The sequence below is a fragment of the Geotalea daltonii FRC-32 genome, from assembly GCF_000022265.1.
Lineage (GTDB): Bacteria > Desulfobacterota > Desulfuromonadia > Geobacterales > Geobacteraceae > Geotalea > Geotalea daltonii.
The window spans coordinates 1,571,457-1,594,186 of the sequence record NC_011979.1 but is presented as its reverse complement, the minus strand read 5'-3'; the positions used below and the strand labels follow the sequence as shown (position 1 = coordinate 1,594,186).

Genomic DNA, 22,730 nt, shown 5'->3' with positions numbered 1-22,730 from the left:
TCACCAATCACCGCCTCTACATGTACCCATCCTTGCGCAATTTTTCCATGCCGCGATCGGCGTCCTGGGCGCGCCCGGAACGCTCTGCAACCTTGGTATTGCGCAGCTCTTCGATAATTTGATCGACAGTTTTCGCTGTGGACTGGATGGCGCCGGTGCAGGGGGCACAACCAAGGCTGCGATAGCGACTGCCGCTACCCTGGTCGAAATACAGTGGAATCACCGGAATATTTTCCTTTTTTATATATTCCCAGATATTGATCTCGGTCCAATCCAGGAGGGGGTGGATACGGACATGGGTTCCGGGCTCGAAGCGGGTCTTGAACTGGTCCCACAACTCGGGGGGCTGCTCCCTGAAGTCCCAGTCGTTGTTCTTGTCCCTGGGGGAAAAATAACGCTCCTTTGCCCTGGTACCCTCTTCGTCGGAACGTACTCCGACGATGACTCCATTGTATTTTTTATCGGCAAGGGTGCGTCGTAGCCCCTCAGTCTTCAAGGCAGTGCAACATTCCATACGCCCCAGCGCAGGGTTCATGCCTTTTTCCAGAGCATCCTTGTTTTGCCCCACCACCAGGGTCAGCCCCCACTCCTCGGCCAATTGATCGCGATAGGCAATCATCTCCTTGATTTTATATGAGGTATCGATGTGCACCAGCGGGATCGGACAGTGACCGAAGAATGCCTTTCTCACCAGCCAGAGCATCACCGTCGAATCCTTGCCAATGGACCAGAGCATACAGAGATTGTCGAAATTCTTGTATGCTTCGCGCAATATATAAATAGATTTATTTTCAAGTTCTTCCAGATGCGTCATCTTCAACCCCTGTAAGCTAATTCGAGGTTCTACGTTTTACGTTCGAAGTTCGAGGTTCGAGGTTCGAGGTTCGAAGTTCGAAGTTCGAAGTTCGGAGTTCACCAATCACCAATCACTAATCACCGTTTATCAGTCCCCGGTCCCTAACGAATGCAAGCACCGACTGGACACCGCTTTTCACCGTACTGCATGCAGTATTGACAACCAGCTCGGGGCTAAAAGGCACTTCATATGGGCTGTCGATCCCGGTGAACTGCTTCAACTCTCCTGAACGTGCCTTGCGATAAAGCCCTTTCGGATCGCGGCTTTCACATACAGCAAGGTCGCAATTGACAAATACCTCGATAAATTCAGCAGGTTCGAAAAGTGCCCGAACCCTCTCCCGGTCTTCCCGGTAAGGAGAAATAAATGCTGCCAGAACTATAATGCCGGCATCAACAAAAAGCTTGGCAACTTCCCCGATACGCCTGATGTTCTCCCTCCGGTCAGCCTCAGAAAATCCAAGGTCGCTGTTGAGTCCGTGGCGTATATTGTCGCCATCCAGTATATACGTATAGCAGCCTTTCCTGAACAGCTCTTCTTCAACGGCATGGGCAAGCGTTGATTTGCCTGACCCTGAAAGTCCGGTAAACCACAACACCAAAGGCTGGTGCCCATTGCGTTTAAGATAGTCACCCTTGGTCAGTACCCTGTCATGCCAGGTGATATTCAGCCTGTTTGCCCCCATGCAAATCTCCTGCTTTGAATGTGGTTAAATCCTATCAGAAAAAGGTAAGACACAAAAAGTTAAAAATTTCCGGCTTCGTGGTTGTTTATTGGCAACCCGGTGACAGATGATATATAAAAACAGCCCAAGCAAAAAGGAATTTAATAATTTTCAACCCGCCGTCACTCTCAGTTTTTTGGTTTAAAGTTTGCATACTTCATCTTGAACTCTCTAATTTTAGCTTACAATTCCATACAAAATTACCATAGAAATATCGTACCAGACGAGGAGGAAACCATGTATTTCAGACTTTTTACAGCCCTAGCAGGCATACTGATGTGTGCGGGTTACGCCGCGGCATATCCATTTGCCTACATCCCCAACCCCAGTCAAAACACAGTATCCGTTGTCGATACCAATGGAAACAATTATCTTACCCCGAAAATATCGCTGGGCACTGGCCAGTCCCCATTTGGCGTGGCTGTCAGTGCTAATGGAAAGCGTGTCTATATCTCCAATAAACTGAGCAAAAGCATCTCGGTAATCGATGCACTCACCGATGTAAATAATCCAACTGTCATCACTACCATCAGCCCGCTTGCCAACACCCCCAGCGGTATAGCGATCAATCCCGCGGGAACGCGGCTTTATGTTGCAAACAATGATGCCGCTTCCCTTACCGTTCTCGATATATCGGCACTTACTCCCGGTACCGTTGCACCGACAGTGCTGGCATCCCCAGCAGTAGGCAATGCTCCTGTCGGTGTTGCCATGGACCCGGCTGGTACCTTCGTCTATGTTGCCAACTCCGGCTCAGATACCGTTTCGGTAATCGATACGGCAACCAACCAGGTTTCCGGCCTCCCCATAACGGTCGGCTCTATGCCCACCGGCATCGCGGTGGGCACTGTCGGCAGCGCTGTCAAGATTTTCGTTGCCAACCAAGGATCCGATAACATTTCGATAATCAATGCTGTAACAAGGGCCGTTACCCCCGTCCCGGTTGGAGCATTCCCTTACACGGTCGCAGTTGCACCAGACGGAAGCAAGGCTTATGTCACCAATACCTTTGGTGACAGCATCTCGGTCATCAACACAGCCGACAACAGTGTCACCACTCCATATCTGCTTCCCTTGGGATATTCGCCAATGGGCCTCGCCATAACCCCTGATGGGACAACTTTGTATGCGGTAAATAACACAGCGGATGCCGCTCCAGGCAATACCAGCCTGGGAAGCCTTTCATCCATCAATTTGTACAGCAACGCAATCACCAACCTCCCCAATACGTCGGGAAATCCTGATTTTTTCAACTCCCCCGAAGCTCTGGGTAATTTTATCGGCCCCCAACTCTACACCGTTACGGCCACATCCGACACCAACGGCACCGTCGCTTCAATCGATGGCAGCAAAATCACCAGCGAAGCCAATGGAAATACATTTACCCAGATCGTCAGCCCTGGCGACAGGCCGGCGTATGTTCTTGCGCCAAAGCAATATTACCGGGTGAATAACATCGCCATAAATGGCAATATTATCGATTTCAGGACCGATACCAACTACAATCAAACAACCTCCACCTATACATTCAGCCCTGTCAATTCCGACCCATCGATCGATGTTACCTTCATCAAGGACTTCGACTACGTCTCAGTCACGAGGCCTGCAGATACAGTCACAGCGAATGGTGCGATCACCAGCACCCCTGCAGGCATAAACTGCAGCGCCTCGACTTCTCCCAGCCTCTGCAATGTGCTGTTTCAGGAAGGTGCCTCTGTAACAATCCTGGCAACACCCAACACTGGTAAATACTTTGTCAAATGGGTCGGGGACAGAGATAAAAACGGACTTTTGATCAACAACGGTGCTCTCTGCGATGGCCTTACTACAACGAGCTGCACATTTACCATGTCCACCTACACTCACTTCACCGCCGTCTTCTCCGATACGCCAGTTAATGACGTTGTTCGCATGCTGTCACCGGGGACCACCTTTTACCCCACTATTCAAGGCGCCTTTAACGCTGTTACAGCACCGACAACTGATATACAACTTGCCCTGGCAGATTTCCCCGAAAGTCCGAATCTTAATGTCAGCGGTGCAGCATTCAAATTGAGCGGCGGGTGGAACGCAGACAAAACTTTCACGGCGCAAGGGCCAACGCCCTCCACCATCACTGGAACCCTTACCATTACCCAGGGCACTTTAACTGTAGACAACATTGCTATTAAATAAATAATCACTATTTATTGCAGGACTAAAAAAGGGCAGCCATTGAAGTGGCTGCCCTTTTTTGTTTCACCATTAGCAGTGATCTATGCTTTACTCTTTTTCAATAGCCCGTGATACAATTCTAAAAGAGTCTCCCCCCTTGCCCGCCATGAATGTTCCTGGACTGCCTTTTCCCTGCTTTTTTCCGACAACTCCTCAATCAGGGGAGTGTTGGTTGCAAGCATGGCTATTTGTACAGCCAAATCTGACGCATCGCTGTAGGCAGCATAAGCACCGATTTCCCCAAGTATCTCCCTATTCACAGGGGTATCAAAAACAATGGTCGGCAGCCCGCAAGCCATGTAATTGAACAGTTTGCCATTGGCCTCGGAGAGCGAAATTTTGGGGGAAACAGCCAGATCGCATGCTGACAAGTATTTTGGCGCCAGGGTGTAATCGATTCTGCCGGTAAAGCGAATGATGCTGTCCAAGCCTAAATCCTTGGCCTTTTTAACGTATTCCGTTTCAGGAAATCCCATGACCAGAAAAAATGTCCGGGTGTTTTGCCCCTTGAGTATGGAAATGGCTTCAAGGAGAATATCGATGCCCTGATATTCGTTGAGAAGCCCGAGAAAGCCTACTATCGGCACATCCGGCGGCAGGTTCAGCTCTTTCCGACAGTCCACCTTAGAGTAGGGACGAAAATCATCCGTATCCACGCCATCGATGAGCGCCTGAACCCGATTAGCCTGCATGTGCCAGTCATTCACAAGCGCCGAGGCACTGGGGCTGGAGCTGGTAACTATGAAATCAGCAAGATTATTGATTGTGCTTTCCAGACCAGCAAAAACTTTATGGAGGAGTGATTTTTTTTTGATGAAACGATGGGCCGATATTTCAGCGGTCAGGCTACCCTGGTAATCGAAAAGCAAGGGTACCTGGAGCCATTTTTTTAGGAAAAAGCCTATCAGAGCACCCTCATGAAGATGTGCATGAATCAGGTCGGGAGAAAAAATCCTGGCAATGCGCATCGCCTTGAACAGCAGGAGGATGTCAAGATAAGGCTTTTGCCAGGAAGGGCCGGCTTCGACTTTCTTGTACCAGGGAATTCTGCAGGCTCTGTATGTGGGTATTTGACCGAGATCGCGGCCCAGGTGGTAGGTGACAATTCTGACATCCACCCCCAGTTGTCGCAGGGCTTTTGCCTCTTCGTAAATCCGCACATGACAACCCCTATCGGAAAAATACGGTGTAGGGGCAAGCATGATGACTTTGATCGGGTTATCAGGCAATGTTGACTTTTTCTTTAACAACGTAGATGGGCTTGGATTGGGCCTCATAATAGGTGCGGGCATTCAACTCACCCAAAAGCCCCAGGACGATGAATTGGACCCCCATGAACAGCAGAAAAGCAGTCAAAATAAGTAAGGGATTCCGGTTCATGCTCATCTGTTCGAAAATTTTCATATAGACGACGGCAGCACCACTCATCATTCCGGCAAATAAGGCATAAATCCCCCACTTGCCAAAAAGCTGTATCGGTTTGGTCGAATAGGTAAGAAGGAATTTAACGGTCATCAGGTCCAGAATGACGCGGGTGGTCCTGGATATTCCATATTTACTGACGCCATGTAGACGAGGATGATGGGCAACCGGGAGTTCTGCGACCTTTGCCCCGACCTGAGAGGCAAGCGCAGGGACGAATCGATGCATTTCCCCATATAGATTTATCGCATCAAGCACCTCCCGGCGGTAGGCCTTCAGGGTGCAACCGTAGTCATGCAAATGAACCCCTGTCATCTTGGAGATGAGACGATTGGCAATAAGTGAAGGCAATTTGCGGTTGACGAAGGTGTCACGGCGATTTTTACGCCAACCGGAGACAACGTCAAACCCCTCATCGATCTTCTTTACAAGGCGAGGGATATCTGAAGGGTCATTCTGCAGGTCTCCGTCCATGGGGATTACAACGCTGCCACTAGCAGCATTGAAGCCTGCAGCCATGGCAGCAGTCTGGCCAAAATTGCGTCGAAACCTGATGATCTTCACAAAAGGTTTATGGGCGGCTACTGCTTTTAAACGATTAAATGACTCGTCTACCGAGCCGTCATCCACAAGTATAAGTTCATAGGAGAGTCCGCTTTGATCAAGAGCGGCGAACACCCTGCGGCATAGCTCCGGAATATTTTCTTCTTCGTTATAAATTGGTACGACTACACTCAAGTCCAAGAAATGCTCCCGTACATCGATCAATTTGCATCCATGTTCTTCATTCTTGTTATTTCCACTGCACCGGAATCAGCCGCAGCTTTATGGAAGCGTGGCAGAACCAGACCTGCGATTAAACCTGCGCCATAGCTTAAATGCAGTGTGGGGAAAAGGATTACTTTGAGCCAAGCAAATCTGTGCTCGTTCTTAGGCCCTTCCAAGAATGAAAACCACAGGTCAAGGACTAAGTAAACCACCAATGGAGCTATATATAATGTTCCAAAGAAAAAAGGCACAAATAGCAGATACAAGATAAACAATGATGGCCCGAAGGTAAAGATTTTTATCTCCTTGCTTATGCGTACCTGCTCTCCCCTGCCCCGCCCATAGCCAAAGATCTGTTTGACGAAGGCAGGATAAGAAGCTCGTTGACTGCGAAAAACTGCAAGGTCAGGATCATGGAGCAGCCGTTTCCCTGCTTCTTTGAGCCTGTGCAGCAATTCGTTCTCCTCGTTGGGATAAAGCCTTTCGTCCAACCCGCCACTCTGCATGAATACGTCCCTGCGAAAGCTGAGGTTGCACAGGATAAGTTCGCTGTCGTCAGTTTCCCGCATCATTCCGTTTTGCCGGTAGCGATTGCGATTACAGCCACCGCCGAAAAGCGAGATAAATACTTTACCGATCGCCTTTTGCAAAGCCGAATCCCCGTCAGGGGTAAGTGAAGGGCCGCCGACAGCTGCCACAGCAGGATCCCCCAAGTAATGAGAAGCCAGTTTGGCCAGACAATGTGGTTCAACCAGAGAGTCATCATCAAGAAAGTATAAAATGTCTCCCGTTGCCTTGGCAGCAGCTTGATTTCTCTGGGTGCCGGGTCTGCGGCCTTCTGCGACAAATATCTCGAACAGTTCGGGAGGATACTCAACACAGGCGAGGTTCCGTAAAGCCTTGACGGTTCCAGCAGGCTTTACCGGAATGATTATGGATATTCTCAGAAATTCCATGTTGAATTTGAAATGATGTTCATCCTTTGTTTATATCTAAAATACTTTTTTCAGGTTGGCTTCAAAACGTCTTTCAAACCTGTTACCGTTACCATTCTGACGGCCAAGGCTGTAATCGATGGTTGCCTGTATCAGGTTGAAATTCATGCCTATAGTTGCATTATATATGCTCTGGGTAGCATTTGTCTGTGTCTCATAGGTGAGGAGTGAGTATTTTGCTCTACCGGCAAGAAAAAGCCGGCTGATCGGGTAATACCTGAAGCCGCCGATCAGGCTTTTGGTGGTCCTCCTGAGGCCTGTACTGTACGACTGTCCCTCGTATTCAAGGCCCTGATTCAGTTCGAGAATACGGCGGCTTATTCCATAATCGGTATAGAGAAAATAGTTGGCGCTCTGCCTTAAAGTGAAGCTGCTGTATTTTGATCCGTCACGGTCGTTAATATTGCCGTAATAATAAGAGACCGAGTTGTCCAGAGAACGGTCGGGGGAATAAGAGATATGCCCGTTACTGCTGAATCCGGACAATGAACCACTGGATAAGGTGGATGTGGTATAACGCGTCGTCAATCTTGCAGTTAGGCGCTTGTCGGTGAAATCGATGGTATTGGCATACTCCGTACCATGTTCCGTCTTTTTGCCCTTTGCCTGCAGTAAATCATCAGTGACGGTAAAACCCACCTTCAAGCGTGCTGCTGGTTGCCAGTCGGCTTTAACCATGGTCCGATAGCGTGTATAGCTGTCGTCAGGCACATTAAAAGATGAGACACCAGTGCCAACGGAGCTGCTCTGGGTGTTGTAACTCTGAGTGGTCAGGTCGTCGGAGCTATTGCCACTTCCTATGGTGACATTTTCTTCCAATTCAAATTTCCATGAATTGGTAGGGGTGTAGACGCCTTTTAAATCGAATACCTGTGTCATCGAGCTATTTTCGCTTGCATTAATTGGCTGGTTTTTCGCCGAGGTGATGTTGTAGCTGCCAATAATTCCCAACTTGGTCGAGAATCTCCTGGAGCTGGCGATCTCAACACGTGCATCCAGGCTCAACGTCTTACCTATGTCAGTGTGCTCGTAGCTTTCAATGGCACCTGTATGCGCAAGAGTAAAGGCCTCGCGTTTGAAGGTATTTATTCTATAGGAGACCAGGGTGTCTGAGGTGTCATAGTCCTGAATAAGACTTACCTTGCTTTGTTCGGTACTGACCCGGACCCGCCAGTCCGTATCAGGACCGGCATATCCAGTCACGTAAAGGGGAATTTTCGTATCGTAGGTGAGCCCACTTAGGTCAAGGGTACGTCTGAAGGTATTGAAGGACCTGGCTTCCCAACGGCTCCTGGATGCAATGCCGAAAAGGTTGAGCTCATATGATTCATAATTGTCGTTGTATTCCGTATGCTTGATGAACTGCCCATCCGCAGAAAGCTTTATCCAGTTGGAGAAATCGACCCATTTGCGGTCCATGTGCTGGTCTATGGTGCCCAGAATCACCTGCGTCTCGTTGTAATCATTGGTTGACCGGAGATAATCGGTGTAGTTTATCGTTCTGACATGAAACCAGTTATCTTTTTTGTTGAGGCTGACAAAGGAAAGCTTTTTCATTCTGCTGTCAGTGGGCGATAAGCTGTCCAGGTCCTTGATGATGTTATCGCGATAATCGATATAAAGACGCGGCATCCGGGCAAAAAAGCTCGCCCCCCCCTGGCTCATGGTCTCTTTCAGACCTACTTCCGCATAAACACCACTTTGGATATTTGTTCCCCCAAAGATCGAATTGGTTATCCCCGGCTCAATCAAATTTGAAGCGCCATAATAACCGATGGTTGAAAAGCTGGCCCGCTTCAGATCATGGCTGAATGCTCTCAACTTGATCGGCAGTTGCTGCGGGGACAAGATCACGTCGCCGCGGAAAAGCAGGTGGCCGGCGCTGACCGATGATGATTCCACCGAAGTCTGCACCCCTGAATATTCCTTGATCTTGGAGTCGACGGCGGCCCATTCATAGCCTAAAGAAAATCGGTATTTGCCGAGCCGGCCATTGGCAAGGACATCAGACTTGGAATACAGTAGCGAGTAACGCTGCCTGAAAGCTGAAGCGTCCACAGACCTGGCTCCGTTGACATCGGCCCTGTAGTCAACGTAGCCAAGCTCCGCTTCACCGACGAGGGCAGCCTGGGCCATAGGCAAAGACACGGAACTGCTTGCCAAAAGAAGCCCCAGCACGAGCCGAAGTCGGCAAAACTTCACCCTGTTGAGCAGGTTTTTATAAGACATTGATTTCATAACAACTCTGATAGTTATAAACAGTAGCCATCTCTATCTGTAGCATTTTCTGCAATTACTATACCTTGCCGGCTTTTTTTGACGCAACTAAAAACACTGTAACTGGCTTATTTTACAGATGATAAGGAGTTATTGTCTATTAATGCACAGAGAAGCAACTTCGACTAGCCATTTAACCCAAATCAGGCAGTCAAAAAACAGACCAGCCTACCTGGAGATGGTTATCCAATTCGCCAAACAAACGGGCAAGTTTGAGGGAGTGGGCAGGTAACTTGAGAAAGGTGCCGCAAGCGAGCAAACTGAGGGGGAAAATTCATGGGACAAAAAAAGAGGAGGGGTTACCCCCTCCTCTTGGCTTAACATCTCAAACTACTTCAGATGACATGCGGTGCAAAGGGCACTTTTACCCATGGTTCCACGGAGGAAAGGCACGTTTGCGGGGTCATGGACGTTGTGGCAGGTGTTGCACTCAACGGTAACGCCCTTGGCAAGCGGCAGCTTGAGGGTAGAAGCGCCAACCGTACCAGTTGTGGTATCCTCGGTAGCAAGCGTAGCAACAGAACCGCTGTACTGGGTATTGGCCCGGTAATCAGCATACTTGATGTTGATAGGATGATCGTTGGTCAGGTCTGTACCAAGGTTGGCAGGGTTGGATCCGATTGTGTCGCTGCTTGCTGAAAGAGCGGTTACATCTTTCGGTTTGTTTACAACGGCCTTGAGGCTGCTGCCGTCATGGCAGCTCATGCACATGAGTGAAGGGCTGTCAGATTTGATCACTCCTTTTTGGCCGCTCTCAAACCAGGATGCCTGCTCGGCCCAGACACCGGATGTATACAGTTTGTAGCTTGTAGAAGTGGCGCTGTTTCTGTTCCACAGAGCCCGTGTCTCTTTGGAATTGTGAGGGGTGTGACAGAAAACACATACCTGCTGGGTGTTGGTGTTGTACACAGTCTGTGGGCCACCGGTCGAAAGGTCATGCTTGCTGCTGACGACTGATGCGGCCATTGCACTACCGGCCATGGTAAGTACTGCTGCTGCTGTCAATAAAACTTTTTTCATCTTGATAATCCTCCTCTTTCATTTTTTTGTTGCTTGATTTAGATGCCTGGGTAAAACCGACTGCCGTGATACTTAGTTCTTTCACCTTCCTTTCGTTATTGAATGAATGCGCCTGATGCTTAGAAAGCAATATTAGATTTGATTTAACATATAGCAACTTGCGTGCCAGCAGAACAGCCAAACCTAAGGAGCTGTTATTGCTATATTTTCAATCCAACAAGATTTGACAATCGCGGCGCACTCATCGTTCAATAACGTTTTACCCAGCCATATAACCGCAAAATAAAAAGCCGTTGACAAGATCACTTGGCAACAGAAGAGGAGGAACCCGCTGCAACAGGGTTCTCTTTCTTATACTTGTCATTCATATATTGAAAGATCTGGAAGCGGAGATTCATTTGATCTACCACATAGATGGTATCTTTCTGGTCGATGAATATGCCGATGGGGAGCAAAAAACCGCCGGGAGCGATCTTTCTTTCAGCGGAGTAGCCTCCCCCAACGGTCAGCAGATATTCCCCGGTTTCCGAGAAGACATTGATCGCATTGGCTCTGCCGTCAACGGAATAAAGATGATTTTCAGAGTCCGCAGCTATTCCCTTCGGCATCTGCAGTTCGCCTGGACGGTCTCCCCGCTGGCCCATAATCTGAAGCGATTTACCCTCCGGGTCAAGCAGCTGCAGCCGGCAATTCCTGGATTCGGAAACAGCAATGTTACCATTTCTCAATACGGTAACCCAGGTGGGCCCATAAAATTCCCCCGGTCCTGAGCCGAGTTTGCCGATGGTTTTCATGTGTTTGCCATTGAGGTCATAGACTTCAAGGTTGTGAACAACAGGGTCTGCCACAACGAGCCTTTTACGATCATTATCGATTGCAATGCCAAAAGGGCGCTTTGTGTCTTGCGTCAGGTTGATGGTGTTGATCAGTTTCTCGTCCCTATTGAAAACGAACACTTTTTTAGCACTCGCATCGGAAACATAGATATTTGCGTTGTTGTCAACGGCTATGCCCATAGGTTCTTTCATCATGGATTGCAGTTCCTTGTCTTTTTCGGCAAAGACATGGACCTTGTTCTTGTTAAAATCATAGACGACAACCTGCATTTCGGATGGGTCGGTAATGTAGACCTTGCCGGAGCCGTCGGACGCTATGCCCATGGCCCGGTTGAACCTGATCTGCTCCTCTTCGCCAATGATATTTTTAAAAAACTTTTGACTGCCCGTTTTTGGCAGATCATTCTCCGTACGATATGCTCCCAGCCATTCGATTTTGGGATCATCCGGAAGGGGTGGCCAAAAGACACGGTTTTTCACGACGGGTGCTGACGCACAGCCGGCGATGATGCTTGAAATCGAAAGGTACAGCAAAACAACGACTACTGCTTTTACACTTTTCATACAAACTCCTTTTACTTTTACAGGATCGAATTATTTATTATGGCAGACCTGGCAGAGCTGCATCCTGTCTTCCACATTGTTCTGGAAAAAGAACCGGGCCTCTCCCCCATGGGGATTATGACAGGAGATACAGGAAAGATCACGCCCCGAGCCTGGTTTTGAGGGATCCGGCTTGTCTTTCAGCGGGTGGCCAGCCCCATCTGTCAACCTCACCACATGTGTTTCCTTGGCGACAGATTCATGGCACGACAAACAAAGTTCGTTTATGGGTAGCCGTAACTGGCTGGTGAAGTTGCTGCCGTGGGGGTCGTGACAGATTTCGCACATTCCGGCTTCAACGGGACCATGGAGGAATTTTTTCTTTTTGAATTCAGTCGCCTTATCGGCGTGACATTCATTGCACAACGCGGCATCGCGGAGCATCACGGCATATTTTGGCATTCCCTTGAGGTTGTGGCAGTAAGCACAAGAAAAGGTTCCGGCCGGACCATGCACAAAATTAGTATTCCCCATTTTCTTGTGACAACCATAGCATGGATTTTTTTTGTCCATGTTGGTGTCCAGCTGTGCTGTAGTGGGATTCATGTCATGGCATGGGCTGCAATATTTTTCCAGTTCAGGTACGTGCATGACATTCCGCTTATATTGGGACGGAACATTTGCGGCAGGCTTGTCGCTGAAAAAAATTTCCGTTGAGGTCGCTTCAATCTTTTTCTCCCCATCGTACCCCTCAACGATAATCTCGTTCTTTCCACCATCCCATACCGGCTGGAGTATTACCAGGTCCTGAAATGCCTTCTTGTACTCGGCGGACCCGATCAGCATCGTATCACTGGCCAGGCCGTTAACAGTTACCTTGATCCCGGAAATCTGCGGGTTATTCATTTTAAGGATCAGGTAATCAGAACGTTTGACCTGGGTTTTCGGAGAGGGATAGATAAAGGTTATTGCCGCGTCAGAGGAAAAACCCGCAAACAGAACCAATAACGCCGCAAAAAAAGCTGGTTTCCCTTTCAAAAAGAATCTCCTCTTACCAATGTGAAGACCGTAACCTTGATATCAGAATTCATTGGTTTTTATTCTGTCATAGGATTTGGGCTTGTGACAGCCAACGATACATGTGCCTCCGGTAGAGGTCTTTTGGAATTCAATGGGGATCTCCCACTTTCCGAAACCCGGGACCTTTCTTTTGATTAATTTTGCCTGTTCTGCCGCATGTGCATCATGGCAGGCTTTGCAAGACCGGCCTTTATCTATTTTGTTGACATGCAGATAATGCAGATTGCGGTCACCGTCACGGAAATCGGTCAGGCTGTCAGTACGCCGGTCAAGGATCATCTCCGACGCATGGCAGTCAAAACAAAGGGCAAAATTGTCAGGGCTGAAGGGCAGATAAAAATTTTCCTGAAAATCTTTTCGCAGGTGCTTGCGGTATGGTGAGCCGTGGGAATCATGACAGGCCAGGCAGTTACCTTTCCTGACCGGGGCGTGGATTGATTTGCCGGACATGGCCGAGGCATCGTGGCAGCTCAAACAGAGTGCAGGAAGGCCCATCTTCAGAATATAAGGATTGTCGGATTGATGGGGATCATGGCAAATAAAACATTTACCCTCAACAACAGGTCCATGCATGTACTTTTGCTGGAATTTATTCTCATGACAGTTCAGACACTGGGCAATGCCTGTATCCTTGAGTAGCTTGTCGTTTGGTGACGAATGCGGTGTGTGACAGAAAATGCAATCGCCTGATGCCACCGGACCATGAACATTTTTGGCGGTGTCCAATGCTTCGTGACATTGGCTGCAGAGCTTTGAACCATCGCTGACAAGAACAATGGCCTCTTTCTGTTCAGGATGCCGTTTGTCCAGAGCAAGCTGATGACAGGATGAGCATTCACCGGCAGCAAATGGTGAATGCGTTACCCTGGCTTTTTCCAAATCACTGTGACAGCGTCGGCAGTCGAGGGGTTCTGCTCTCAGGGTACCGGCACCCAGCAAAGACAACAATATGGTCAAGACAGACAGGAACGTAGGCCTGTATTTTATACGTATAGGTGTTGTCATCACCATTTTAGCTATTTAATCCATGTGCGAGTCAGGTGGCTCAGGACGGGAATTTTTTTTACTTGCCGTAACTATGCAGGCCGGACAGGAAAAGGTTGACGCCGAGATAGCAGAAAATGGTAGCGGCAAATCCGACGATGGAAAGGATGGCTGCCCTTCTGCCGACCCAGCCTCTGGTTATGCGTGCGTGGAGGAATGCAGCATATACGAACCAGACTATGAGTGACCAGGTTTCCTTAGGGTCCCAGCTCCAGTATGTGCCCCAGGCATAGTTTGCCCAGGCAGCGCCGGTGACGATGCCGAGGGTCAAGAGGGGAAAACCGATCATGATCGCCTTGTAATTCAGGTCGTCCAGAACTTTGACGGAGGGAAACATTCCGATTACCCCGCCTGCCGGTGAAGAAGCCGACGAATCCTCCTGTTTTTCACGAATGAGATACATGATGGAGAGGCCACAGGCTACTGCAAATGCAGCATAACCCAGAAAACAGGTGACTACATGATACAAAAGCCAGTTACTCTGCAGAGCAGGCACCAATGGCTCGATGCCGCTGTCAAGGCCAAGCTGGGCCCAAGCCATGCCTAACAGGGCAAAGGGTACCACGAAAAAACCGACAGCCCTGTATTTGTACTTGAAGTCGATGATCAGAAAAATAAGGACGATGGTCCAAGCGAAGAACACTACCGATTCAAAGAGATTGGACAATGGAGCATGTCCGCGTCCCAGATCGTAGGATTCCTTCCAGCGAAGGCCGATGGCGGTCGTCTGGACTATAAAGCCGAAACCTGCAGCAATGGTACCGGAAAGCCCTATGCTTTTGTTTTTAGTGGCAAGAAATGCCAGAAATAGCAACGTTGAGAGCATGTAAGAAATTGTCGTAACGTTAAAGAGCATGGAACTGGACATTCGATCTTTCCTCCGCTGTGGCTACAGTTGGGTTTTTAGAGAGTAATGTATTGACTTATTTAATACTACTGTCGAGCTTGGCAGCCAGTTCCTGGAATAAAAGCTCAAATCCTGCAGGATTCTTGCTGGCAGTCCCCCCTAACGTAACACGACCATTGGCGACTCTGATCCAGATGCGTTTATGTGACATGAAGAACGCCATGCAAATGCCTACCACCATCAGGGAGCAACCAAGCCAGACCACCCATACCCCTGGATCCTTGGCAACCTGTAGTCCGGTATAGAACTTTTCATCTTTGCCGTCAAAAGTGAAGATGAGGTCACTGCCACGTTTTTCATCGAAATCGCGGCAAGCGGGATTAAGCAGCACTATGGCGTATTCTTTTTTGCCGTTGGGGCGGGTAATCTCCAGCTTGGCCCCGGGCCCTGAACAACCGGGGAAGTCACTGCCGACCTCAGGCGCAACACCGATGATCTGCATGAAACCACCATCAGGCAGCGGTACCCGGTCTTCCTCGTGGGCGATCAGGGGGACAGGCTGTCCGCCATTTCGGCTTCTGACAGAGAAACGATAAAGTGTATCGCCGGCAGCCCCGTAGGAAGACTGATAGAATGTGATGCCTTTGTAGGTAAGCGGGTCGTTGACGATAACTTTAACATTTTCATAGCCTGGAACAGGCTTGTCGTTTTCCAGAACCGTGAGGATACTTTTGAATTCCTTTGGTGCACCGGTATCGTAAAATGATACGGCAAATTTTTCACATCTGACGGAGAATCCCAGAGGGATGTTCTTGCCTGACCGGCTCTCAACAGAATCTACGCCGGTACCTTCGGCGATGTTGACATAGGCCTTGTACCCGAAAAAGGAGCCGATAAGCGCGCCAATGAAAATAATAATAATGCTCAGATGGACTACGTATACGCCAAGACGGCAATAGGGGCTTTTTTGGGCGAATAAGTGATATTCGCCGCCAGCCTCGGTCACAGTCGGCTCGGCGAATTCGGCTTTGAGAAATGCAGCCATTTTGTCCTTCAAGGCTGGAGCGCTGCCTGGAACTTTGATTTCGTGTGTATGGGAAAGCGACCTTTCAAATCCCTCATCCATGACCAGCGTCGGTTCGGAAACAATCTTCCATACCCGCGGCAGCCTTTTGATGGAGCAGGCAATGAGGTTGACCGTCAAAAGATAGAGAAGCAGAATGAACCACCAGGAGTGGTACATGTCGAAGAATCCAAGCTTCTCATAGAGCTGCATCTTAAAGGGAGTGATGGTCTGAAGGTATTCCTGGGGGACCGGCACCTGGGGGATGACCGTGCCGATAATGGACGTTAAGGCAAGGCCGATAAGAAGGAAGATGGAAAGCTTCAGTGAACAGAAAAAATCCCACAACGTTTGTGCAAATCCGCGATTGTTTGTTGTCAAGGCTGTCTCCTGAGTTATTTGTGATCGTCTTCGGTGGGGAAACCGTAACCGACAGGGCAGTATAAACTAAATCATCAACCGCGGCAAAATAAAATTTGATTAAGCTCCGCCTTGAAACTAAAAAAGGGATGACAAGCAAATGTCATCCCTTCTCGATCACCAGATTTAAATCGCGCTACTACTTCTTGTGGCACTCCCCGCATTTGGTCGGGCCGGCCTTCTTTGTTTCGTGGCAACCTTTGCAAAGCTTGTGAGCGGCATCCTTGCCGAAGCCTTCAATCTTGCCCGGGCCCTTCTCGTGGCAGGCCTTGCAGTCTTTCAGGGATTCCTGGTGCTTCTTGTGCTCGAAGGTTACGTTACCATTCTTTGCAGGCAGTGAAATGGTATCAGCTGCCATGGCAGCAACTGCACAAGTAAGGGTCAGTACAACCGCAACAAAAATCTTTTTCATTCGAGTCACCTCCTTCACATTAAAATAAAAAACATGCGAAAAATTAATACAGGCAGCCAGTTATTGTCAAGGCAAATCATTCATTAAAATTAGCAGTAATGTCTCAACAAGTTAGTCTCCATCGGGAAACTCCGGATGAGAAACTAGTGGTTTCCGATTCGGAAAGAGGGGATTTTTTTGTTCTGGCAAGGAAATCAAGGGCTTGCGCGGAGACGTACATCGGTACGTCGCACAAGTAAGTCCGCAGATTGACGCCGCCAGGGCAGAAAAGAACCCTTTCCGGATGGAAACAAGTTATGATGTCAGTAATCTGGCATCCTTTTCTTCCACTTCATCGGCCATGCTCTGCCGGAAGACAGCCAGCTTCCCGGCCAGTTCATTGTCTGCCAGCGCAAGTATCTGCACGGCGAACAAGCCGGCATTTTTCGCCCCGGCTTTGCCGATCGCCATGGTCGCCACGGGTATCCCTCCGGGCATCTGGACCGTTGAATATAATGCATCAACGCCATTGAGGGCGCCACCAGGCATCGGCACACCTATGACAGGCAGAGTCGTCTCTGCAGCCACCACCCCGGCCAGATGGGCAGCCATCCCGGCGCCGGCGATGATGACCCTGACACCACGATCCCGTGCCTCTGCAGCCATAAGCCCGGTTTTCTTGGGAGCACGGTGCGCCGAGGAGATGCGCATCTCGTGGGACACGCCGAACTCTTTCAATACTTTTGCTGCTTCCTCCATTACCGGCAGATCAGATTCACTTCCCATGACGATTAAAACAAGAGATTTGCTCATTATTCGTAAACTCCCCGTTGATTGACGTATCAGATCAGGTTTCCCCATCTGGATTTCAGCTCAATTTATTTGAATCACTTCTCCGAATTGAATGGCTGCCTCGTTGACATGGACCAGAAAATTTTCATTTCCTGCAGTTATGCTGTATTTACCAGCTGGAGCCACGCCTGCGGCAGCGTTACCCGTTGTCGAATAAGGGACGACAATGGAAAACTCACCATCGCTTCCGGCTATTATTTCTTCGCGGTATGTAAAGGGTCTGCCCGCCTGAGTACTGATCAGCAATTTTAGTGAAATATTTTTACCGGGCTGGACTCTGCCCTTTATGACAGCGCCAGGCACCAGCTCGAATATTTTGTAATGGCTGACAAATCCCACATAGGGATCAACAAAACCATTTGCAGATTCAAATACCAGACGGTATTTACCCAGCGCATGTTCTGTATTCCCCCCCACCTGGTAAATCGAGCCATTCTGGATGTAAAGCCTGTAATACATTGTAGCCAAAGGGTTAAAAGTTTGCACAGAACTTGTTGAACTGCTCTTCCTGATGCCGAATTCAGCAATTGATTTCAGGCGTGGAAGACTCCCGGTGACTTCATTGAGAAAAAGATAGCGAACCTTGTTCAGACGCAGGATCTTTTCTGCATCCTCCGGCTTGGTGCTGGTCAGGAAAGATGCCGACTCGAAAAGGCCATGGGTCTCCCAGCCAAAATTTGTCGAGACTGTCGGTCGTCTTGCAATATAGTCTATGTATGCGCCAAGGCCCCAGTCAGATAGCACGCCGTACTCCGGAACCTTTTCCGCTGAAAGAAAAAAGGAGGTAGCTGGAGTATTTTCCCGAAGCCAGGCAAGAGAAGCCATAAGATCCGATTTCTCATGGTCGGGCAGGGTGATATTGGGAAGGTCCTTGATATAAGCTGCAGACGGGCTGATCAGTAACAATAGTAACAGGCATGCTGCAGCGCAGGCGTAGTATCTTTTCAAAAATGTCGAAGCTCTCTCGGTCCAGTAAAGGAAAAGTAATCCTGCTGACAGCGCAGTGGCAAGTGCAGCCAGATGAATATATCGCTCGCGAAAAAAGGGAATTAACCAGAGCACTCCACCCCAGACGATGAATACCGAGTAGCGGAAATCCCTGAAGCTGCTGTTGCGCCACCGAATGCAGGACAGGATTAAAGCAGCAGGGACAAGCCAGTAGAGAAAGCTCATGGTTTCAGTGGCATGGCGGAGATCAAATTTACCGGCAGGGAAAAGCATCGGGCGCAGCTCTGAAATGGAATCCAGCCAGGGATCTTTCCCGCCGATTACCGAAATCCCTGATAGCAGTTCGAAAAAAAACCTTTTAACTCCTGGAGCAAATACTACCAAAGCAGCTATGCCCGCAGTAACAGTGACTGCATGAAACTTCATTTTGATTGTCTGCAGGTTACCTAAATGGTGGAGACACAAAGCAAATGAAGCCAGCAAAATAACATGGAACCATGAAATGATGCCGAAACTTACTCCCTGTGCAGTCCCCCACAGGTCGAAGGAGCACACTGGCAAAAGCAGCAGAGCCGCAAAAAGGCAGGCATTGCGCCCATATCGGGACACATTTTTTGCGTCCCGTCGAGAAACTCTTTCGGCTATGATCTGCACAGCAAGGGCCAGAAAAAAAATCCCCCAGAAAATCACCGAGCCGCGCCAGATCAGGAGAGCAAATACCATCAAGCCGCCGGTGCTCAACCAGTCGACTTTTGTCGGGCTCCCTTCGTCAAGATGTTCAAAGGCTTTCAGGTGGGAGATCACAATTGCCAGGCAGACCATCGGTTCGGCAACATGGTGGTCAAGCTCGGAGACAAGGGAATAGATGATGTGACCCGGCAGCAGAGCAGTAACGCCTGCTGCAACAAAACCCGCTCTTCTGCCGAAAAATCGTACGCCTGCTGCATAAACCATAAAAATTGTGAAAAAGGAAAGAACCGGAGGAAGCCAGAATCCCAGCGTATGAGCCGTATGGACATCCCCCCCGAACAGCAGCACAAGAGCGGAAATGAGATAATCGAAGAGCGGTGACCATATCTGGCCGGTACCGAGGGGATAGCCATAATAGGAATCAAAGCTGGGAACGGCTGGAAAGCTGGTCATGCCCAGGGTTATACGCCGAAGATGGTCATAACTGTCAGGGCCGTAGAATAGGTATTGACCGTCCAGGCCGACAAAGTTCTTCCAGGGTAAGGAACGTAGCAAAAATGCTGTCAGGGCGAAAAAAAACAGAGCGCCCGGAGTCAGGCATTTTGACTGCTTTCCCCTGCTTTTGTTTTCGGCGGACTCATCTGCAGCTGGGCCGGCCGGGTTGTCAATTTTTTTGCGTTCCAGAATACCATCCTCAGTCGAAGGACCTGCAACAGCTACAGATATATTGCCGGTGAGATCTGATAGGCGCAGTTATCTGCTGAGCGCCTTCCTTCCGATATCCTTCCGATAGTGCACCCCACGCCACGAAATGGCCGAAACCCCTGAATAGGCCCGATCAATAGCTTCTTTTACCGTAGGCCCCAGAGCGGTAACACCCAGCACCCTGCCGCCATTGGTAATCAGACGGCCATTGTCCAGGGCCGTGCCGGCATGAAAAACAAAGAGATCATCAGCATTGGCAACATCAAGCCCCCTAATCACGTCACCCTTTGCATAATCACCCGGATAGTCTTGCGCCGCCATTACCACACATACAGCAGCTTTATCATGCCACTCGATCTGCACATTACTGATGTCTTTTTCGGCAACCGCCATTAATACCGGTACGATATCCGATTTCATCCGCATCAGCAATGGCTGGCACTCCGGATCGCCGAACCTGGCATTGAACTCCAGGGTTTTGACACTATCGCCATCGATCATCAAACCGGCATAAAGCACGCCGCGATATGGCCGCCCTTCGGCCGCCATGCCATCCACAGTGCGCCGCATCACTTCTTCCATGGCCTTTTCATGGATCGATGGCGTAACCACGGGAGCCGGTGAATAAGCCCCCATGCCGCCGGTATTGGGACCGGTATCGCCATCGTAGACCGCCTTGTGGTCCTGGGCGCTGGCCAGGGGAATAATGTTTTTGCCATCGGTAAAGGCTAGAAAGGAGGCCTCTTCCCCTTTGAGAAACTCTTCGATAACAACTCGTGAACCTGCTGTACCAAAGGCATTGCCGGAAAGCATGTCCGTAACGGCAGCGACTGCTTCATCACGGGTCTGGGCAATTATCACCCCTTTGCCGGCAGCCAGGCCGTCAGCCTTGACCACTATGGGAATCCCTACTTTATCGATGAAGGTTATGGCAGGCCCAACCTCGGTAAAGACCTCGTAAGCCGCAGTGGGTACATGGTATTTCTTCATCAGATCTTTGGAGAAAGCTTTGCTAGCCTCGATGATGGCGGCATTCTTGCGCGCACCGAATATCTTGAACCCGTATTCCTCGAAAAGATCGACTATTCCCAGCGACAGTGGCAACTCGGGCCCGACCACGGTCAGATCGATTGCCTCCTTCCTGGCAAAAGCGAGCAGTCCCGGCAGGTCGTCGACCTTGATCTGTACATTCTCTGCAATGGTGCCGATTCCCGGATTCCCAGGGGCACAATATACTTTCTCCACTAGCGGCGATTGGGCTATCTTCCAAACCAGGGCATGTTCACGTCCGCCACTTCCGATAACTAGAATTTTCAATTAAGCCTCCCGTCAATTGACCAAAGTACTGTGAAGAAGGTGATCAGTGCCTGAAATGGCGCATGGAAGTAAATACCATGGCCATGCCATGCTCATCGGCTGCAGCGATAACTTCTTCATCCCGCATGCTGCCACCTGGCTGAATTACGGCAGTGATCCCAACCTGGGCTGCGTTGTCTATCCCATCGCGGAATGGGAAAAAGGCATCTGAGGCCATCACGGCACCGGCGACCTGCAGGCCGGCATGTTCCGCCTTGATTGCGGCTATGCGGGCAGAGTTGACCCGGCTCATCTGGCCGGCGCCGACACCGATGGTCATGCCGTCCTTGCCGTAGACAATGGCATTTGATTTGACGAATTTTGCCACCCGCCAGGTGAAGAGGAGGTCAATCATCTCCTTTTCCGTCGGCTGGCGCTTCGTTACCACCTTCAGTTCACCGTGGAGGGAAAGGTCGGTTTGCTGGACCAGCAGACCGCCGTTGACCCTTTTCATATCCAGCCGGGCCAGGGATTCAGCCTGCCACTGCCCACACTGGAGAAGGCGAACGTTCTTTTTTGCCGCAACGATTTCGCTGGCCTTGGCCGAAACCTTGGGAGCGATGATCACCTCGACAAACTGGCGATCGACAATGGCCTTGGCCGCAGCCTCGTCCAACTCGCCGTTGAAGGCGATGATTCCGCCGAAGGCAGATTCGGGGTCTGTCTTATAGGCGCGATCATAGGCATCGAGCAGATTAGCGCCAATGGCAACGCCGCAGGGGTTGGCATGTTTGACGATGACGCAGGCCGGCCCCTCGTTGAACTGCTTGATGCATTCCAGAGCCGCGTCAGTATCGCCGATGTTGTTGTAGGAAAGTTCCTTTCCTTGCAACTGTAGTGCAGTGGCTATGGATGCCTCCTTCACGTCGCGCTCCACATAAAAAGCAGCTGACTGGTGTGGGTTCTCGCCATAGCGCATCCCCTGGGCCTTTTTGAACTGAAAAGTCAGGGTATCGGGATATTCTGCAACACCTTCCCCGGTCCTGGCGCCCAACCAGTTGGAAATGGCCCCGTCATATGCTGCCGTATGCTGATAAACCTTTACTGCCAGCCCGAAGTTGGTTGCGGAAGAAACAGCGCCCCCACTCTGCTTCATCTCGTCCAGCACCTTGCGATAATCGTTATGGTCCACCAGCACAGTCACATCGGCGTTGTTCTTTGCCGCAGAGCGGAGCATGGTCGGCCCGCCGATATCTATATTCTCGATGGCGTCCTCCAGGGAACAATCGGGCTTGGCAACAGTCGCCTCAAAGGGGTAGAGATTCACCACCACCATGTCGATGGGCTCGATGCCATGGGCCTTCATGGTAGCCACATGCTCCGAGTTGCCACGCATGCCGAGGAGACCGCCATGGACCTTGGGATGCAGGGTCTTCACCCGGCCGTCCAACATTTCAGGAAAGCCGGTAAACTCAGATACATCCTTGACTGCAAGCCCGGCTTCGCGAAGAAGTTTGGCTGTGCCGCCGGTGGAGAGTATTTCCACTCCATACCCTGCCAGCTCTTTAGAGAAATCTACAATCCCTGTTTTGTCCGATACGCTGATCAGCGCGCGGGAAATTTTTGCCATGTCATGCTCCTTTTTTAAGATCTTTAACGTTAAAAATGGAAATAAAAAGCGGCAGGCTCGGACTGTCGCACCTGAATATTAGATACAAGCAACCGTGACAAGCTGCACT

18 protein-coding genes are annotated in these 22,730 nt (G+C 49.8%); 1 reads left to right on the top strand and 17 read right to left on the bottom strand.

Features of this window, described 5'->3' with window-relative positions; all coding sequences use genetic code 11:
• Positions 1–16: 16 nt before the first annotated feature.
• Positions 17–814: a sulfate adenylyltransferase subunit CysD gene (gene cysD, locus GEOB_RS07165; protein ID WP_012646528.1), complete on the bottom strand. Its 798-nt coding sequence runs from the start codon at positions 812–814 to the stop codon at positions 17–19.
• 115 nt (positions 815–929) lie between these two features.
• On the bottom strand, positions 930–1,541 hold the full coding sequence (gene cysC / locus GEOB_RS07160) for an adenylyl-sulfate kinase (RefSeq protein WP_012646527.1): 612 nt from the start codon (positions 1,539–1,541) through the stop codon (positions 930–932).
• A 276-nt stretch (positions 1,542–1,817) separates the two neighbouring features.
• On the opposite strand from cysC, the gene GEOB_RS19255 reads away from it, so the two are divergent.
• A complete protein-coding gene (locus GEOB_RS19255; RefSeq protein ID WP_012646526.1) occupies positions 1,818–3,755 on the top strand; it encodes a YncE family protein in 1,938 nt (645 codons plus the stop codon).
• Positions 3,756–3,835: 80 nt separating this feature from the next.
• Here GEOB_RS19255 and GEOB_RS07150 read toward each other — a convergent pair whose 3' ends face one another.
• The 15 genes from GEOB_RS07150 to purH all read right to left on the bottom strand — a co-directional run bounded on the left by GEOB_RS07150 (position 3,836) and on the right by purH (position 22,621).
• Positions 3,836–5,023 (bottom strand): glycosyltransferase family 4 protein, encoded by a 1,188-nt coding sequence (locus GEOB_RS07150; RefSeq protein ID WP_012646525.1) that lies wholly within the window; start codon positions 5,021–5,023, stop codon positions 3,836–3,838.
• On the bottom strand, positions 5,016–5,960 hold the full coding sequence (locus tag GEOB_RS07145; RefSeq protein ID WP_012646524.1) for a glycosyltransferase family 2 protein: 945 nt from the start codon (positions 5,958–5,960) through the stop codon (positions 5,016–5,018). The genes GEOB_RS07150 and GEOB_RS07145 overlap by 8 nt, the downstream gene beginning before the upstream one ends.
• 20 nt (positions 5,961–5,980) lie before the next feature.
• Positions 5,981–6,940, bottom strand: a complete 960-nt coding sequence (locus GEOB_RS07140) for a glycosyltransferase (protein ID WP_012646523.1) — start codon at positions 6,938–6,940, stop codon at positions 5,981–5,983.
• Between the two features lie 36 nt (positions 6,941–6,976).
• Positions 6,977–9,217 (bottom strand): hypothetical protein, encoded by a 2,241-nt coding sequence (locus GEOB_RS07135; RefSeq protein WP_012646522.1) that lies wholly within the window; start codon positions 9,215–9,217, stop codon positions 6,977–6,979.
• A gap of 369 nt (positions 9,218–9,586) precedes the next feature.
• Positions 9,587–10,276, bottom strand: a complete 690-nt coding sequence (locus tag GEOB_RS07130; RefSeq protein WP_012646521.1) for a cytochrome c3 family protein — start codon at positions 10,274–10,276, stop codon at positions 9,587–9,589.
• Positions 10,277–10,578: 302 nt separating this feature from the next.
• Entirely contained in the window at positions 10,579–11,676 is a 1,098-nt protein-coding gene (locus GEOB_RS07125; RefSeq protein WP_012646520.1) for an NHL repeat-containing protein, read from the bottom strand.
• Positions 11,677–11,706: 30 nt separating this feature from the next.
• A complete protein-coding gene (locus GEOB_RS07120; RefSeq protein ID WP_012646519.1) occupies positions 11,707–12,693 on the bottom strand; it encodes a cytochrome c3 family protein in 987 nt (328 codons plus the stop codon).
• 42 nt (positions 12,694–12,735) lie between these two features.
• Positions 12,736–13,692 (bottom strand): cytochrome c3 family protein, encoded by a 957-nt coding sequence (locus GEOB_RS07115; RefSeq protein WP_230199029.1) that lies wholly within the window; start codon positions 13,690–13,692, stop codon positions 12,736–12,738.
• A 106-nt stretch (positions 13,693–13,798) separates the two neighbouring features.
• Positions 13,799–14,647 (bottom strand): c-type cytochrome biogenesis protein CcsB, encoded by an 849-nt coding sequence (gene ccsB, locus GEOB_RS07110; RefSeq protein ID WP_012646517.1) that lies wholly within the window; start codon positions 14,645–14,647, stop codon positions 13,799–13,801.
• Between the two features lie 55 nt (positions 14,648–14,702).
• Entirely contained in the window at positions 14,703–16,070 is a 1,368-nt protein-coding gene (gene resB, locus GEOB_RS07105; RefSeq protein WP_012646516.1) for a cytochrome c biogenesis protein ResB, read from the bottom strand.
• A gap of 178 nt (positions 16,071–16,248) precedes the next feature.
• Positions 16,249–16,521, bottom strand: a complete 273-nt coding sequence (locus GEOB_RS07100) for a cytochrome c7 (protein WP_012646515.1) — start codon at positions 16,519–16,521, stop codon at positions 16,249–16,251.
• Positions 16,522–16,815: 294 nt separating this feature from the next.
• On the bottom strand, positions 16,816–17,313 hold the full coding sequence (gene purE / locus GEOB_RS07095) for a 5-(carboxyamino)imidazole ribonucleotide mutase (protein ID WP_012646514.1): 498 nt from the start codon (positions 17,311–17,313) through the stop codon (positions 16,816–16,818).
• 60 nt (positions 17,314–17,373) lie between these two features.
• The gene (locus tag GEOB_RS07090) at positions 17,374–19,545 is read right to left on the bottom strand and encodes an STT3 domain-containing protein (protein WP_195892564.1); all 2,172 of its coding nucleotides are present in this window, start codon (positions 19,543–19,545) and stop codon (positions 17,374–17,376) included.
• A 198-nt stretch (positions 19,546–19,743) separates the two neighbouring features.
• A complete protein-coding gene (gene purD, locus GEOB_RS07085) occupies positions 19,744–21,012 on the bottom strand; it encodes a phosphoribosylamine--glycine ligase (protein WP_012646512.1) in 1,269 nt (422 codons plus the stop codon).
• 43 nt (positions 21,013–21,055) lie between these two features.
• Positions 21,056–22,621, bottom strand: coding sequence for a bifunctional phosphoribosylaminoimidazolecarboxamide formyltransferase/IMP cyclohydrolase (purH, locus tag GEOB_RS07080; protein ID WP_012646511.1), 1,566 nt, complete (start codon positions 22,619–22,621; stop codon positions 21,056–21,058).
• Between the last annotated feature and the right edge of the window lie 109 nt (positions 22,622–22,730).